Source organism: Streptomyces sp. MZ04 (genome assembly GCF_004684775.1).
In the GTDB taxonomy this organism is placed as follows: domain Bacteria; phylum Actinomycetota; class Actinomycetes; order Streptomycetales; family Streptomycetaceae; genus Streptomyces.
The window spans coordinates 1-14,894 of record NZ_SRIC01000214.1 but is presented as its reverse complement, the minus strand read 5'-3'; the positions used below and the strand labels follow the sequence as shown (position 1 = coordinate 14,894).

General features: G+C 72.7%; 14 protein-coding genes and 1 tRNA gene. 6 read left to right on the top strand and 9 right to left on the bottom strand.

Features of this window, described 5'->3' with window-relative positions; translation table 11 throughout:
- Window positions 1-164 precede the first annotated feature (164 nt).
- Window positions 165-1,445, top strand: a complete 1,281-nt coding sequence (locus E2651_RS31730; protein ID WP_135334700.1) for a M6 family metalloprotease domain-containing protein — start codon at window positions 165-167, stop codon at window positions 1,443-1,445.
- 73 nt (window positions 1,446-1,518) lie between these two features.
- Here E2651_RS31730 and E2651_RS31725 read toward each other — a convergent pair.
- The 7 genes from E2651_RS31725 to E2651_RS31695 all read right to left on the bottom strand — a co-directional run bounded on the left by E2651_RS31725 (window position 1,519) and on the right by E2651_RS31695 (window position 8,084).
- Window positions 1,519-1,592 (bottom strand) — tRNA-Lys (locus E2651_RS31725).
- Window positions 1,583-2,191: a bifunctional DNA primase/polymerase gene (locus E2651_RS31720; RefSeq protein ID WP_135334699.1), complete on the bottom strand. Its 609-nt coding sequence runs from the start codon at window positions 2,189-2,191 to the stop codon at window positions 1,583-1,585. The genes E2651_RS31725 and E2651_RS31720 overlap by 10 nt, the downstream gene beginning before the upstream one ends.
- Before the next feature lie 144 nt (window positions 2,192-2,335).
- Entirely contained in the window at window positions 2,336-2,689 is a 354-nt protein-coding gene (locus E2651_RS31715) for a hypothetical protein (RefSeq protein WP_135334698.1), read from the bottom strand.
- 180 nt (window positions 2,690-2,869) lie between these two features.
- On the bottom strand, window positions 2,870-4,222 hold the full coding sequence (locus tag E2651_RS31710) for an AAA domain-containing protein (RefSeq protein WP_135334697.1): 1,353 nt from the start codon (window positions 4,220-4,222) through the stop codon (window positions 2,870-2,872).
- Window positions 4,219-5,805: a hypothetical protein gene (locus tag E2651_RS31705; RefSeq protein ID WP_135334696.1), complete on the bottom strand. Its 1,587-nt coding sequence runs from the start codon at window positions 5,803-5,805 to the stop codon at window positions 4,219-4,221. The genes E2651_RS31710 and E2651_RS31705 overlap by 4 nt, the downstream gene beginning before the upstream one ends.
- Before the next feature lie 79 nt (window positions 5,806-5,884).
- Window positions 5,885-7,048, bottom strand: a complete 1,164-nt coding sequence (locus tag E2651_RS31700; RefSeq protein ID WP_135334703.1) for a hypothetical protein — start codon at window positions 7,046-7,048, stop codon at window positions 5,885-5,887.
- Window positions 6,990-8,084, bottom strand: a complete 1,095-nt coding sequence (locus E2651_RS31695) for a phosphatase PAP2 family protein (RefSeq protein WP_135334695.1) — start codon at window positions 8,082-8,084, stop codon at window positions 6,990-6,992. Before E2651_RS31695 ends, E2651_RS31700 begins: the two co-directional genes overlap by 59 nt.
- A 266-nt stretch (window positions 8,085-8,350) precedes the next feature.
- Here E2651_RS31695 and E2651_RS31690 point away from each other — a divergent pair, with 266 nt between their 5' ends.
- A complete protein-coding gene (locus E2651_RS31690; protein ID WP_135334694.1) occupies window positions 8,351-8,944 on the top strand; it encodes a histidine phosphatase family protein in 594 nt (197 codons plus the stop codon).
- Between the two features lie 16 nt (window positions 8,945-8,960).
- On the opposite strand, the gene E2651_RS31685 is transcribed toward E2651_RS31690, so the two are convergent.
- Window positions 8,961-10,406: a tetratricopeptide repeat protein gene (locus E2651_RS31685; RefSeq protein ID WP_135334693.1), complete on the bottom strand. Its 1,446-nt coding sequence runs from the start codon at window positions 10,404-10,406 to the stop codon at window positions 8,961-8,963.
- Window positions 10,407-10,735: 329 nt separating this feature from the next.
- On the opposite strand from E2651_RS31685, the gene E2651_RS31680 reads away from it, so the two are divergent.
- A complete protein-coding gene (locus tag E2651_RS31680) occupies window positions 10,736-11,164 on the top strand; it encodes a hypothetical protein (RefSeq protein ID WP_135334702.1) in 429 nt (142 codons plus the stop codon).
- 53 nt (window positions 11,165-11,217) lie between these two features.
- Window positions 11,218-12,081: a fused MFS/spermidine synthase gene (locus tag E2651_RS31675; protein ID WP_135334692.1), complete on the top strand. Its 864-nt coding sequence runs from the start codon at window positions 11,218-11,220 to the stop codon at window positions 12,079-12,081.
- Window positions 12,082-12,100: 19 nt separating this feature from the next.
- On the opposite strand, the gene E2651_RS31670 is transcribed toward E2651_RS31675, so the two are convergent.
- A complete protein-coding gene (locus tag E2651_RS31670; RefSeq protein WP_135334691.1) occupies window positions 12,101-12,628 on the bottom strand; it encodes a hypothetical protein in 528 nt (175 codons plus the stop codon).
- Between the two features lie 78 nt (window positions 12,629-12,706).
- Between E2651_RS31670 and E2651_RS31665 the strand changes: the two genes are divergently transcribed.
- Together E2651_RS31665 and E2651_RS31660 are read left to right on the top strand one after the other, a co-directional pair.
- Window positions 12,707-13,411, top strand: coding sequence for a response regulator transcription factor (locus tag E2651_RS31665; RefSeq protein WP_167828952.1), 705 nt, complete (start codon window positions 12,707-12,709; stop codon window positions 13,409-13,411).
- A complete protein-coding gene (locus E2651_RS31660; protein WP_135334690.1) occupies window positions 13,408-14,793 on the top strand; it encodes a HAMP domain-containing sensor histidine kinase in 1,386 nt (461 codons plus the stop codon). Before E2651_RS31665 ends, E2651_RS31660 begins: the two co-directional genes overlap by 4 nt.
- Window positions 14,794-14,894: the final 101 nt, after the last annotated feature.

Here is a 14,894-nt window from a genome sequence, read left to right as displayed (position 1 = left end):
GGGCCGGGGCGCTCCTCGCGGCAGATCGTTTCTGCTCGCCCCTGTGCCGCTTCCTTCGCGCGACGACCGCTTGTGACGTTCCGTGAGCGCTCGGACGCCGCTCCTCACTCGGCTGGTCCAGGGAAACAGGGCGAATGCGAATAAACCACCACAGGGTGGGTGGGATGCCCCGTATTCCGCACCCGGAGGTCGACGTGCCGCGTCAGCTACCCCCCTGGGGACTCACCCGTGGAGGGGAGAGACCCAGGCTGCGCAGTACGGCCGCCGCCCTCACGTCCCTGACCGCCCTCGCCGCCACCGGGCTCGTCGCGGGGCCCGCCATCGCCAGGACCACGGCGGGCCCGTGCGCCCTTGAGCGCACTGAGGCCCACCACTCGGAGGGCCTCGACACCTGGAACACCGCCTATCCGCGCCCGGACCGGACCCTCGACGCGGTGATGGTCTTCCTCTCCTTCCCCGACTCCCCGCCGCTGACCGACCCCGATGACCTGGCGGCCGACTACTTCCCCGCCACCAGCGACTTCTTCGACCGCGCCTCGTACGGCAAGTTCGCGCTGCGCCCGCATCCGCGGCGCGAGTGGGTCGAGATGCCGGAGGACTCCACCTCGTACGCCATAGAGCGCGACTGGAACGCGTCGCGGCGCAGCGCCTATCTGCGCGACGCGGTGGCCGCGGCCGACCCGAGCGTCGACTTCTCCCGCTACGACCTCGTCTACCTCGTCGCCGACCCGGACGCGCCCGGCGTCGACTCGGACGCGACGAAGGTCGTCAACTTCGACCGGCCGATGCGGGCCGACGGCTCCGACATCAGGCGCATCGTGACGGTCTTCGAGCGGCACCCGCCGGACCGCAACGTCCTCGCCCACGAGACGGGCCACGTCTTCGACCTGCCCGATCTCTACCACCGGCCGACCGACGGCAAGGGCGACTGGGACACGTACGTCGGCGACTGGGACGTCATGGGCAGCCAGTTCGGGCTCTCCCCGGACCTCTTCGGCTGGCACAAGTGGAAGCTCGGCTGGCTGGATCCGCGGCAGGTGGTGTGCGTGTCGGACGGCGGTCGGCGGCTGACCCTGGAGCCGCTGTCGGCCAGGCCCGCGCGCGGCGGCATCGGCGGCACCAAGCTGGCGGTCGTCCGCACGGGCCGCGGCAGCGCGATCGCGATCGAGGCCCGGGGTGCCGAGGGCAACGACCGCGAGACCTGCAGCGAGGGCGTCCTCGCCTATCACGTACGCAACGAGGAGCCGCCCGGCGGCGGCCCGGTCGAGGTCGTCGACGCCCACCCGGACGCGGAGGCCTGCTGGGGCGACTCGGTGTATCCGCCGCTCGCGGACGCGCCGGTGGGGGTGGGGGAGAGCTTCACGGTGCCGGACGCCGACGTGCGGATCGAGGTCGAAGGGCGGACGGCTACGGGGTCGTGGACGGTGAAGGTCTCTGCCGGGTGAGCATGGCCGGGTGAGCACGGTCAGCCGACATGCAAGAAGCCCCTCGCTTCCGCGAGGGGCTTCTCACCGTCTGTGCGCCGCCAGGGACTCGAACCCCGGACCCGCTGATTAAGAGTCAGCTGCTCTAACCAACTGAGCTAGCGGCGCCTGCTGACGTCGTAGACCTTAGCATCCTGATCGCCGCCAGGAAAAATCGATATACGGACCGTCGAGCCCGCCGTGGCGCGGGCCGCGCGGACGCAGGCCCAGAGCATCACCTCGGGGCCGGGGAGCCAGGGATGCCGGGTGTCGGGGGCGACGAGCCAGCGGGAATCGAGGCGTCCCGCGGTGGGCGTATCGCACTGTCCTGTGGTGATCGGCGGCACCGTGACCGCGTCGCTCGTGCCGTGGCAGAGCACCGAGGGGACGGCGCTGCCCCACTCCTCCCACTCCTCCCACTCGAGCAGCGAGGGCAGCCGGTGGGCGGTGCCGGGGGCGGCGAAGAGCAGCGTGCGGCCGCGGTGCTCCGCGACCGGGCCCGAGCCGGGGCCCTCGTCCCATAAGCGGTCGAGCATCCGGCGCCCGAAGACCGCGTGGACGCTCACCACGTCGAAGACGGTGCCGCAGGGGAGGACGGCCGGGGCGGTGGGGCGGGAGCGCCAGTGGGTGAGCGTGCTGCGCGGATACGTTTCCGCAGAGGCGAGCCAGGCGGCTCCCTCGGTGGTGACGTCGCTGATGGGGTCCGGGTGGAGACCAGTGCTGCTCATGGCAGATACATCTACCGGTAGTAGGCGTTCCCTTTCTGAGAGTTATGAGAAATCGGGACAAGAGTGGGGCAGGGGGAGTATCTTGCCCTCTTGGCATATGCCCCGTGATCTTGTTCGGACGCCTTAAGGGGCGTCGGGAGGAGCTCAGGCGTCCCTCGCGCCGGTCCCGCGCAGCAGGTCACGGCCGAACTCGACCATCTTCTTCGCGTAGTCCTCGGTCCACTGCGCGCGCTCGGCGATCGCCGCGTGCGTGAGGCGGTCGAAGCGGCGCGGGTCGGCGAGCTGGGCGGCCGCCATGGCCTGGAACTCGATCGACCGGTCCGTCGCGGCACGGAAGGCGTGGGTCAGCTCGGTGGCGCGGTCGAGCAGCTCACGGGGGTCCTCCATCGACTCCAGGTCGAAGAAGTGCTCCGGATCGGCGGCGGCCTCCGCGGGCTCGAAGAGCAGGGGCGCGGGTCGCAGACGCTGTTCGGACCGGGGCCGCTCGGGCTCCGCCATGGTTCTTCCTCCTCGTACGGTTTCCGGCCATGGGGCCGTCTTCTATTGTCTCGTGCCGCGCAAGGGGGCCTTTCGCTCCGCGGGTGGTGCGGGGTTCGTCTGCGAGGTTCGGCTGCGGGTGCTTTGTGGCTGGTCGCGCAGTTCCTCGCGCCCCTTCGGGGGCGCTGCCTGGTGCGGCGGTCATGGGCGCCAGGCCACCCGGTGCTCCGCCAGCCGGGCCATGACCGCGTGGTTCGCTTCCCAGCCGTCCGGGAACTTCACCGTCACGCCCAGTTGGACCGGTTCCGTCGACGGGTGGTCGTCCAGGAGTTCGCTGACGCCCGCGCGGCAGATCACGATGCAGGCGTGGCGGTGGCGGGAGGCCAGGACGCAGAGGCGGCCCGTCTCCAGGTGGAAGGCGGTGGCGTCGGGGCGGCCGGAGAGCGGGTGCAGGACCACCGTCACGTCGAATTCGCGGCCCTGCAGCCGGTTCGCCGTGTCCACCGTGACGTCCGCGACCCCCAAGGCCGCGAGGGCAGCCCGCACCGCCGCCGCCTGGTCGCGGTGCGCGGTGCCCACCGCGATGCGGTCGGCGGTCAGGGGCGTGGGGTCGGGGCCGCGCTCCGACGTGGCCGCGCCGCCGCGGTCCAGGAGGCGGCGGACGACCTGGGCCACCGCCCGTACGGCCTCCGGGTCCGTACGCGGCGTGTTCCGCGCGGGCAGTTCGAGCAGGCCCCAGCCCGACTCCGCCGCCTCGTCGATCACCCGGTCCGGGCCCGAACCGTCCGACGGTACGGCGAAGGCGAGCTGCCGGTCGCCGTGGTCCGTGCCGCTGCGGAAGGGCGTGTACGGGTAGAACGCCGACGACACGAGGGGCGCCGCCGAGGCCGGGAGGCGCCAGGACACCGGGAGGCGGTGCTGGGGCAGCTCCGGATTGTGCGCGAGCAGCGTCGTCACCGCGGAGGCCGACGGGTCGTACGCGAGGCCCGCCCACTGCTCGGCGCCGACGATCGAGAACGGGTCGAGCTGGCCGGGGTCGCCCACGAACAGCGCCCGCTCGAAGAGCCCGGCCACGGCGAGCAGCGCGTCCGAGCGCATTTGGTACGCCTCGTCCACGATGGCGTGTCCCCAGGGACCGTCGAGCTTGGAGACCTCGACGTGCGCCCACTTCGCGGCGGTCGAGATGACCACGTCGAGGCCGGCCAGATCGGCGGCCTTCGTGGACGTCCGCACGGACGGCAGGTCGTCCAGGGCCTTGTCGTACGCGTCCGGGTCGCTGCTGTGCAGACGGCCGACCGGGAGCTCGGGGTCCTTCTCGGCGAGCCGCAGGACCAGGTCGTCGACCTGCGCGTTCGTCTGCGCGATGACCATCAACGGGCGCCCCGCTGCGGCCAGTTCGCGGGCCGCGCGGACCACGAGGGTCGACTTGCCCGCGCCCGGCGGGGAGTCGACCACGACACCCCGGTGCGCGCCGTGCAGCGTGTCGTGCAGGATCGCGTCCGTGGCCCTGGCCGCTGCCGCGCCGGGGTCGAAGGGGGCTGCTACGGGACTCACAGGGTGTCCTCCGGAGTCACGGGATCGGGGCTCTCGGCGGCGTCGCCCGGCGGGCCGCCGTGGGTCCAGGGGGTCGCCTCGGGGTCGGGCAGCTTCGGGCCGCCGCGCTGCTCGTGCTCGAAGAGCGTCCAGCAGATCCGGTCGCCCTTCTCCGGCAGCGATCCCGGCTCGGGCTCCTTGCCGCGGCCCATCTTGTCGGTGACGCGCAGGATGACGGTGCCTTCACCTTCGTAGGCGACGAACTCTGCGGTCTGCGGCTTGCCTTGGAGCGAGCGGTACACCTTCGCCCGCTCGGCCAGGTGCGGGCGGTCGTCCGTGCGGATCGTCACCAGGGGGCGCGGCCTCGGGTTCTTGCTCTCGCTGTACGCCATGACCACCTCCGTCACCTCACCGGCGAAGGCCTCTCCGGCGAGCCGGCGGCCCGCCATCACCAGGGGGTCGTCGAGCGCCTCCTGGGCCTCGAGCCTGGCCTGTTCGCGCTCGCGGGCGGCCAGCTTGTTGGCCGCGGTGACCGCGTCGTCGATGCGGGGCTGCGGGGGTTCGCCCGCGGTCACGCGGTCCCGGTGGCCGGTGAACGACCAGCGGTCGCGGGTCCACCGGTCCGCCGCGTGCTGGGCCTCGGGGAGCGTGCACAGCGCGTCCAGGCCGCGCCACACCGCGTCCCAGGTGGGGCGGGTCCTGCTGTCGATCAGAGCGCGGATCTCCCGCTCGGCGGCGGCCAGTTCGGCGAGGCGGGCGTCCGCCTCGACGCCGTCCTCGGCGGCGGCGAGGGTGCCGCGCGCGCGGTCGTAGCGCTCGATGGCCGGGGCGAGCAGGTGGTTGTCGAACGCGGGGTCCGTGGCGGGGCCCGCGGGCGGGCAGATCAGCTGGCCGTCCTTGTCCCGCGCCAGCTCGGCGCGGAGCGCGGCATCGGCTCCCGAGGTGCCCTCCGGGGCCTCGATCCAGGCGAGCAGCGCGCCCAGGTGCTGGTCCTCCAGGCTGCTCTGTCCCGTGGCCCAGTGCCGCGAGAGCAGATCGGTCATGGCGGTCAGGAGTGAGGACCCCGGGACGCGGGCGCGCTCCCCGAAGTGCGTCAGCCAGCGGCCGAGGAGGGGGACGCGGGGCGGCGCGGGGTAGGGCGTCTCCGGGTCCTGCTCGGCGGTGCGGCGGAAGCGGGTGGAGCGGCCGATGAGCCGTACGAAGTCGATGCCGGCCCGGCTCGGGACGATCAACTGCGGGGCGTCCGCGCAGAGTTCGACCTCCACCTTGACCCGCTTGCCGGTCTCCGGATCCGTCTCGCTGCGCTCCGCCGCCTCGACCTCTTCGGCGTACGCATCGACGTACTCCAGGACGGTGTCCGCGAGTTGGGCGAGGAAGGTGAAGCGCAGGTCGCGGTCGCGCGGCTGGGGTACGGCGATGAGGCGGGGCGCGGTGCGCTCCGTGCCGACGAGGGCGCCCAGGGGGGCACCGGCTTCACCGGCGGTGGTGAGCGGGACGATGACCAGGGGACGCTGGGAGAGGTGCCGGTGCCGGACGGTGGCCCTGGGCTGAGCGCGGCCCGTGGTGACCGCCTCCATGCGGGCGAGGTTGTCGATCAGTGACACGGGGGTGCCTCCTTCGTCTGCGGGCCGCCGTCCGCCACCCACCCCAGCACCCTGGGTGGAGTCGTCGTCGACGCAAGCCTCAGCACGGCGCACCCTCCGCCACGACCTCGCCCGCTGCGACCACGCCGGACAGTGCTTCCTGCCGCAGCGCCGCCGCCCTCCGCAGCGCCACCACCGCCGGGTCCGTCGGATCGCCCGTCACGCCGTGCGCCGCCGAGAGAACTCCCTCGACTGTCGTCAGGCCGCCGAGCTCCCCGCGCACCGCCCGGCCCAGGGACGTGACCGCGCCTTCCTCGCGGGAGCGTTCGCGGCAGTGGAAGGACAGTTCGCAGGCGGCCAGGCACTCGGGGACGTAGGCCGCCGGGACGGATTCGACGGCGGCCGTCAGGGCGTCGGCGGGGCCGTTGACGTCGAACGTCGTGCCCGGCGGCAGCGTCGCCGCGATGTCCTCGACGCGGGTCAGCCGCGCCAACTGGCGCCTCGTCACCGACAGTTGCTTGCGTACGTCGATGGCCGACGCCGCGGGGAGGTTCGAGAAGTCCTTGGGGCAGACGAGCAGGACATGATGCCGGACCCGGGGTGCGGGCTCCATACGGGCCGCCACGCGCTCGAGCGCCAGCGCGTACACCGCGGACTGCCGTGCCGCCGCGCCCACCTTCGACGCGTCCGCCGAACCGTCGATCATCGGGAAGGACTTGATCTCGACGACCGTCCATGTGCCGTCGGGATGGATCACCACCGCGTCCGGCTCCAGGAACGCGGGCGTCCCGGCGACGTCAAGCGCCAGCATCGGGTGGTCGAGGAGCGTCCAGCCGCCCGCCGACGTCGCCTCGCGCAGCGCCAGAGACGTACGCGCGGCCCGTCCCTCGGGGCCCACCGCCGCCAGGTCGGGGACCGACGACTCGCCCGGCACCGGCTCAGGGCCGCCCCCGAGCCGTGCGTGCGCGAGCCGCAGCAACTCCGCGCCGCCGTCCGCCTTGACCCGCGCCTCGAAGGCATTGCCCCGCATGAACGCGAACTGGGACTGCCCGAACGAGCCGGGGGAGCCCAGTGACTGTGCCAGCGACGCCTTGTCCACGCCCGCGCCGTCGAGCAGCGCGCGTCTCTGGCATCCCGGGTTCGCGGCGAGGGCGGCGAGCGCACGGGCGTCGAGCGGCTTCGCGGGGACGTCCGGGCCGCGCAGCTCAGCGAGCCTTCCCCAAGCTCTCGGCTTCGCTCGAGGAGGGGAGACCCCACTCCGCAGTGCTGTCCCCCGCGTCGGCGGACTGGGCACCCGGCTCGGCTCCTGACTCGGCAGGCCGCTTGCGCGGTCGGGGAATTCGCTCACCTGTCGAAGTCTGGCACTCGCCACTGACAATTGAGGATTCTGGGGCGTGCGAGGCGCCGCGCCGCGCGGCGGACGAGCCGCTGAGCGCCCCCGCACCCGATGCCCCCGCACCCGATGCCGCAGCCGATCCGGAGTGCGACGTCACCACGGCCGACGGCTGCCGCGCCCCCACCGGCGAAAGCCCGAAACGTTCCCGCACCCGGTCCGCGAACCCGAGCAGCGGCCGCACGAGCAGCAGGCCCACGCCCATCACGGCGACGCCCGCGACCGCGTCGAGGAGGTAGTGGTTCGCGGTGCCCATCACGACGATCGTGGTGAGCAGCGGGTAGGCGATGGCGACGGCCCTGGTCAGCGGAGTGCGGCCGTGACGCCACATCAGTACCCCGCACCACAGCGCCCACCCCACGTGCAGGCTCGGCATCGCCGCGTACTGGTTGGTCATGCCGCCGAGGCCGCGCGGCGCGCTCGCCTCGCCGCCCCACCAGCCGAAGTCGCTGTACTGCGCCATGGTGTCGACGAAGCCGTAACCCTTGGTCAACAGGCGTGGCGGGCAGGTCGGGAGGAGGGTGAAGCCGACCAGGCCTATCAGGGTGGAGATCATCAGCCACGCGCGTGCCGCGCGGTAGTGGACCGTGCGGCTACGGAAGAGCCATACGAGGACCGCCGGGGTCACCAAGTAGTGCAGCGAGGCGTACCAGAAGTCGGCCGGGACACCTATCCAGGAGTTCGCGGTGAAGAGACGGTTCAGCGGGCTCTCGGCGTTGACATGCAGGAACTTCTCGGCGCGCAGCAGCGCCAGACCGTGGTCGACGGCGGTCGACACATCGCCGCGCGCGAGCAGCCGGCCCGCCGAATACGCGGTGTACACCAGGGCTATCAGCGGCAGCTCGGTCCACCAGCGAAGCCGGCGCCCGCTGCTCCCCCCGGTGCCCGGAGCGTCGGTCTGCGGCATCCGGCCGGTCCCCCATCCATTGTTCTTCTTGCGGTCGTCCTACGGTCGTACCGCGGTCCTGGCCGACTCACTTTACGGCGTACGCGAATGCCCCCTCGAGGCGACCTCCAGTGGTCTTAGACGCTGAGATCGCCGGGCGGGTTGCTCCTCGCGGGCACGAGTGATCGCCGCCTCGCGCGTGAGTGATGATGGAGGGTACGGACAGCCACCTGTCCGCAGAATTCGTCTTTTGGCAGCCGATGGCTGTCGACTCGGAAAGGCTCGTCATGGCACCGCGCATCCTGCTGGCCCGGCACGGACAGACGGAGTGGTCCCTGTCCGGAAAGCACACCGGCAGGACGGACGTCCCGCTCCTGGAAGAGGGCCGCCGCGGCGCGAAGCTCCTGGGCGAGCGCCTGCACCGCGCTCCCTACGACGGCCTGCCGGACGTCGAGGTGCGCACGAGCCCCCTGTCCCGCGCGCGGGAGGCCTGCGAGATCGCCGGTTTCGGGGACCGTGCCACCACTTGGGACACGCTCATGGAGTGGGACTACGGCTCCTACGAAGGCATGACCCCGGCCGACATCCAGGCGGTCCGCCCCGGCTGGCTGATCTGGCGCGACGGCGTCCCCAGGGGAGAGACCCTGGGGCAGATCACCGCCCGCGCGGACGAGGTGGTGGCCTGGGCGCGCGAGGCCGACCGCGATGTCCTGGTCTTCGCGCACGGGCACATCCTGCGGTCCATCGGCGCACGCTGGCTGGGCCTCGGCGTCGACTTCGCCTCCCGCATCCGGCTCAACCCGACCTCGATCTCGACCCTCGGCTGGGCCTACGGAGAACCGGCCATCGAGTCGTGGAACGAGACCGGGCACCTGGCGTAGCGGCCAACCGCGGCACCTACACGGCCCGCGGCAGCGCGGCGTGCCGTTCCAGGAAGCCGCCGACCCCCGAAGCCCGCCGATGCGGCAGCAGCACCCGCGCCGTCGTCGCGAGCATCGACTGGATACGGGACGACTGCACCTCATCGAGGAGCGTCAGCACGCGCAGGCCCGCGGTCGCCGCCTCGTCGGGGCGGCCCGCGCGGGCCAGGTCGTCGGCGAGCTCCGCGGTGTACAGGGCGATGTTCCGGGTGAACTGCGGGGTCCGCGCCGATGCCACGCCCGCCGCGCGCCGGGCGTGCCTGGCCGCCCGCTCCCAGTCGCCGAGCGCCGACCAGCACTGCGCCTCGAGCCCGTCGAGTTCGGCCTCTCCGTAGAAGCTCATCCACTCCGGGTCGGCGTCCGAAGAGCCCCGGTCGAAGAGCGCGTGCGCGCGGGCCAGTGCCTGCTCGCAGCCGGCACGGTCGCCGAGCCCCGCCCAGCCCCCGCCCTCGCGCAGCGCGATCAGCGAGAGCAGCCGGGGCGACGAGAGGTGCCGGGCGGCCCGCGCCGCCGCCTGCGCCGCCCGCACCGCCTCCCGGGGCCGGCCCGCGTCGCGCGCCAGGAAGGCCGTATTGCAGAAGGCGTGCGCCTCCAGGGCCGGGTCTCCGGCCATCCGGGCCGTCGCGAGGGCCTCGGCGTAATGCGAGCGCGCGTCGTCGAAGCGTCCCGAGTCATGCGCCAACCAGCCTACGGAGATGGCCAGTTCACCGGCGCCCGCGTGCAGCCGGTCCGCCGTCGACTGCCGGGTGGTGCCGGCGTCGAGCAGGGCGTAGGCGGTCTTCAGCGGCGCGGAGGCCCGTCGGTAGAGCCCGTCGGCGCCGTGCCGGTCGTCGAGCAGCCGGATCTTCCGCACGGCCTCCTCGACCGCGCTCACCTCTGCCTCGCCCGCCCTGCTGCCGCGCTGCGCGGCAGCCTCGGCCGGGTCCTGGGCGGCCGGCCCGAAGGGGCCGAAAGAGGCGGCGGCCACGGTGGCCGTGCCGCTCATGAATGCGCGACGCCGCACGTCGCTCTCCTCGTGACTCTGGATCTCGTACGGGTCGCACTCGTGACACTCGGAGCCGGGCGGCCCGGACGGAGGGGACTCATACAGCTGGATCGTGGTGTGTGGTGCGGGCGCTCCGGACTCGGTGCGCGCCCCCCGCCCGCGCACCGCGGAGCGGGGGGCGAACCCCAGGTCCGTCAGCGTCCGGCCGGGGAACATGTGCAGGAACACCCGCTCGTACGCGTAGTTGGGGCAGCGGATCTCGCCCGCCTCCACGCGCCCGATGTAACGGGCGTCGCAGCTGACGCGCTCGCCGATGTCACGAGCGGCCCGGCGGACCGCGGCGGCGAACTCACCCGGCGAGCGCTGTCCGCGCAACTGCCGGAAGAGAAGATTCCGTCGTGGGGACTGAGTTGACGATGTCATCGGTGACGACGCCATGGCCTGACCCTCTCGTGCGGATCGTGCCGGAGTGTGCCGGACCTCTCGTGGATCCGGCGGTGCTGCCCCTGTTCCGGCGGAGCACGAACGTACCGGCTGTGACCGGGGCGCCACGCGGAGTTTGGCTACAAACGGGATATCTCACCCACGATCTGCCATGAACTGCCATCCTTTGCGGCGGCGTGCCGCCGTAGCTGTTGACGCCGCATCGCGTTGAACCATGCGGAGAGGGAGCGACGCGGCTTCCGCCCTTGCGAGGAGGGGTCCCCTTGTTGGAGATCGGCACGGAGAACGACGCATCGCGGGCGTCGCTGACGACGGCGGCCCATCTGCCGAGCCAGGACCACAGTGCGGCGCCTGCCTCGCCGCCGGGGCCCGCGGCCGGCTGCGACCTGGTGACGGTGCCGGCCCGGCAGGGCCTCGAGGCCGTCGACATCCTGCGTCGGGGGGCGGGCGAGGGCGACGGGGTCGGGCCCGTGCTGCACGACGGGAGCTGCGACACCCTCGGCTTTCTGGTGCCTCCGGGGACGGCTGACGGGTGGGATCTGCCGGGGAGCGCCTGTACGCAGACCTTCGGGCGCGGGGTGAGCGTGTACTCCGCCGAGCCGCCGGAGCCGATGCCCGCGCCGCCCGTTGCCGGGACGGGGTGGCTGCTTCCGCCGTCCGGCGAGGCCGATCCGGTGACTGATCCCGCTGTGCTGCGGGCCGCGCTGGGGCAGGCCGCCCGGACCATCGAGGCCGCGGACAGCTGTCGCTGAGGCAGCCCGCAGCAGGGCGCGCGGGGCCGGTCTTCCGCGCGGATAATGGCCTGATGGCAAGGAACAGGCGGGGTGGGCGGGACGCGGCGGAAGCCGTCGTCGAAGAAGTGGACGGCGGGCTCGCCGAGCTGATGCCCGACCGGGACCGGCCGCGTGCCTGGACGCTGCTCGTGGACGGCGCCCCGCAGTCCCATGTCGACCTCGACGACCCGGCGTATCTCGACTTCGAGTACCAGCGCAGGCTCGGACACGTGGCCGATCTCGTGGCGCCCGCCGGAAAGCCCATCCACGCCCTGCACCTCGGCGGCGGCGCCTTCACCCTGGCCCGCTACATAGCCGCGACCCGCCCCCGCTCCACCCAGCAGGTCATCGAGCGCGACACGGCGCTCATCCAACTCGTCCGCCGCGAACTGCCGTTGGACCCCCAGGCCCGCGTACGGGTGCGCGGCGCCGACGCCCGCGAAGGCCTCGTGAAGATCGCGGACGGCTGGGCGGACCTCATCATCGCCGATGTCTTCAGCGGGGCGAGGACGCCCGCGCACCTCACCAGCACGGAATTCCTCACCGACGTACGCAGGGTCCTGAAGCCCGGCGGGTACTACGCCGCCAACCTCGCCGACGGGCCCCCGCTCGCGCATCTGCGCGGCCAGGTCGCCACCGCCGCCGCGGTCTTCCCGGAGCTCGCGCTCATCGCCGACCCCGCCGTGCTGCGCGGCAAGCGCTTCGGCAACGCGGTGCTCGTCGGCCGCGACCTGCCGCTGCCGATCGCCGAGCTGACCCGGCGCAGTGCCGGGGACTCGCATCCGGCGCGGGTCGAGCACGGCAGGGCGCTCGCCGACTTCAGCGGGGGAGCGACCGCCGTCACGGACGCCGGGGCGGTCGCGTCGCCCGCGCCTCCGCCGTCGGTCTTCCGGTGAGCGGTCAGTACTTGTTGATTCAGTACTTGTTGATGTCGACCGCCGGGGCGTGGTCGTGCCACGTACAGAACACCGAGAGCTTGTCCGTGCCCGAGGTGAACTCCACCCTGATCCAGGTCGACTGCTTCCAGACCTGGACCGACCAGCCCGCCGCCGGGGTCGCCGAGACCAGCGTCGCCGAGTCCTTGCCGAGGTCGAAGACGACGCGGCCGCCGTCGGTCGAGTAGCTCTTCACGTTGCCCGCCGAGGCGTCCGGGGTGGAGGAACCGCCCGACGGAGGCTTCGGCGGGTCCTTTTCCGGGGACTTCGAGGGCTTCTGAGACTTCGACGGCTTCGAGGAGTGGGTGGCGTCGGGACTCGGCGTCGGATCGGGGCGGTGCGTGGACGACGAGAGCGGCTCGGCATGGCCGCTGTCGGCCAGCGGGACGGCGCGCGGCGGGTCGTACGCCGTGCCCGCCATCACCGTGTGGACACCCCACCAGGACAGCGTGACCGCGGCGCCGGTGGCGAGCGACCAAGCCATTGCGTGTACGAGTCCTCTGCGCATCGCGAGCCATACTGCACCACGCGCCGCACCCGTGTCCCAGGAGGACCGGTGTCGCCCGTATGGCGTACGGTGCCGCCCATGGCAAGTGTGCTCGTCGTCGAGGATGACCAGTTCGTACGCTCGGCCCTCATCCGGCATCTGACCGAGGCATCGCACACCGTGCGCAGCGTCGGCACGGCCCTCGAGGCGCTGCGCGAGGTCGCCCATTTCCGCTTTGACGTGGTGATTCTTGACCTCGGTCTGCCCGATCTGGACGGTTCCGAGGCATTGAAGATGCTGCGCGGGATCACCGACGTACCCGTGATCATCGCGACCGCGCGGGACGACGAGACCGAGATCGTACGGCTCCTGAACGACGGCGCCGACGACTATCTGACCAAGCCGTTCTCCGTCGAACACCTGTCGGCCCGGATGGCCGCCGTCCTGCGCCGCTCGCGCGTCACGGCGGGCGAGGCCGCCCCCAGCCGGGAGATACGGGTGGGCGGGCTCGCCATCGATCCGCTGCGGCGCCAGGCCGAGCTCGACGGGACGCGGCTCGACCTGACCCGGCGCGAGTTCGACCTGCTCGCCTTCCTCGCGGGGCGGCCCGGAGTCGTCGTACCGCGCAAGGAACTGCTCGCCGAGGTGTGGCAGCAGAGTTACGGCGACGACCAGACCATCGACGTCCATCTGTCGTGGCTGCGGCGGAAGTTGGGCGAGACGGCGGCGCGGCCGCGCTATCTGCACACGCTGCGGGGTGTCGGCGTCAAGCTGGAGCCGCCGCTCACGGAGCCACCGCTGTGAGATGGGCCCTGGTCAAGGTGTGCCTGGCCGTCACGACGATGGTCGTGGTGGCCTTCGCGGTACCGCTCGGGCTCGTCATCCAGGAGATGGCGCGGGACCGGGCCTTCTCGAACGCGGAGCGGCACGCCGCCGGCATGGGCCCCACGCTCTCCATCACCACCGACCGCGACCAGCTGACGCGGGCCGTCGCCACCTCCGAGGCGGGCGGCGAGGGGCGGATGGCCGTCTACGTACCGGCGATCGACAAGACGCCCGCCCTGGACATCGGCGACGGGCGCACGGACGCGGCGGCGGTGGAGACCACGCGCAAGGAGGGCCGGGCGCGGACGGCCACGGTCGACGGCGGCTTCGCGCTGCTCCAGCCGATGGCGCTCAGCTCCGGCAAGATCGCGGTCGTCGAGATCTTCGTGCCCGAGGGCGCGGTCAGCAACGGTGTGACCACGGCATGGCTGGTGCTCGCGGGCGTCGGCGTCGCGCTGATCATCGGGTCCGTGGCGGTCGCGGACCGGCTCGGCGTACGCATGGTCCAGCCCGCCAAACGTCTGGTGGGCGCCGCGCACGACCTCGGCGAGGGGAAGCTGGGGGCGAGGGTGGCGGAGGAGGGGCCGACCGAACTGCGCCTGGCGGCGGTCGCGTTCAACTCCATGGCCGATCAGGTGGTCCGACTCCTCGCGAACGAGCGGGAGTTGGCGGCCGACCTCTCGCACCGGCTGCGTACGCCGCTGACGGTGCTGCGGCTCAACGCGGCCTCGCTCGGGGACGGTCCGGCCGCCGAGCAGACCCGCATCGCGGTGGAGAAGCTGGAGCGCGAGGTCGACACGATCATCCGCACGGCACGGGACGCGAAGCCGCAGACCGCCACGGTCGGCCCCGGCGCGGGCTGCGACGCCTCCGAGGTGATCCAGGAGCGGATGGCCTTCTGGTCGGCGCTCGCGGAGGACGAGGGGCGCGAGGTGCGCGTCGCGGGGGTGGAGCGGCCGGTGTGGATACCGGTGGCGCGCCCCGAACTGGTCGCCGCGCTCGACGCGTTGCTCGGCAATGTCTTCCGGCACACCCGGGAGGGCGCGGCGTTCGCGGTGGACGTGCACAGCGGCGAGGACGCGGTGATCGTCCTGGTGTCGGACGCGGGGGCGGGGATCGCCGATCCCGAGGCCGCGTTGGCGAGGGGCGCGGGGTCGGGGGCCGATGGGTCCACTGGCCTGGGTCTTGACATTGCGCGGCAGTTGGCGGAGTCCACGGGTGGGGATGTCCGTATCGGGCGGTCGGTGCTCGGCGGGACCGAGGTCCGCATCTGGATCCAGTTGGACGGCAGGCGGCCGGTGCCTGGGGGCAGGGGCCACCGGGGTTCGGTACGCCGCCGGAGGCGAGCCACTGCGGGGTAAGGGGCGGGTGGCTGGGGAAACCACGCGCGGAGCGCGGAAATCCACCCACAACCCGCATCCGGGCGCGAACAATTAACCGCCCCCGATCGCCCCCTTAAGCC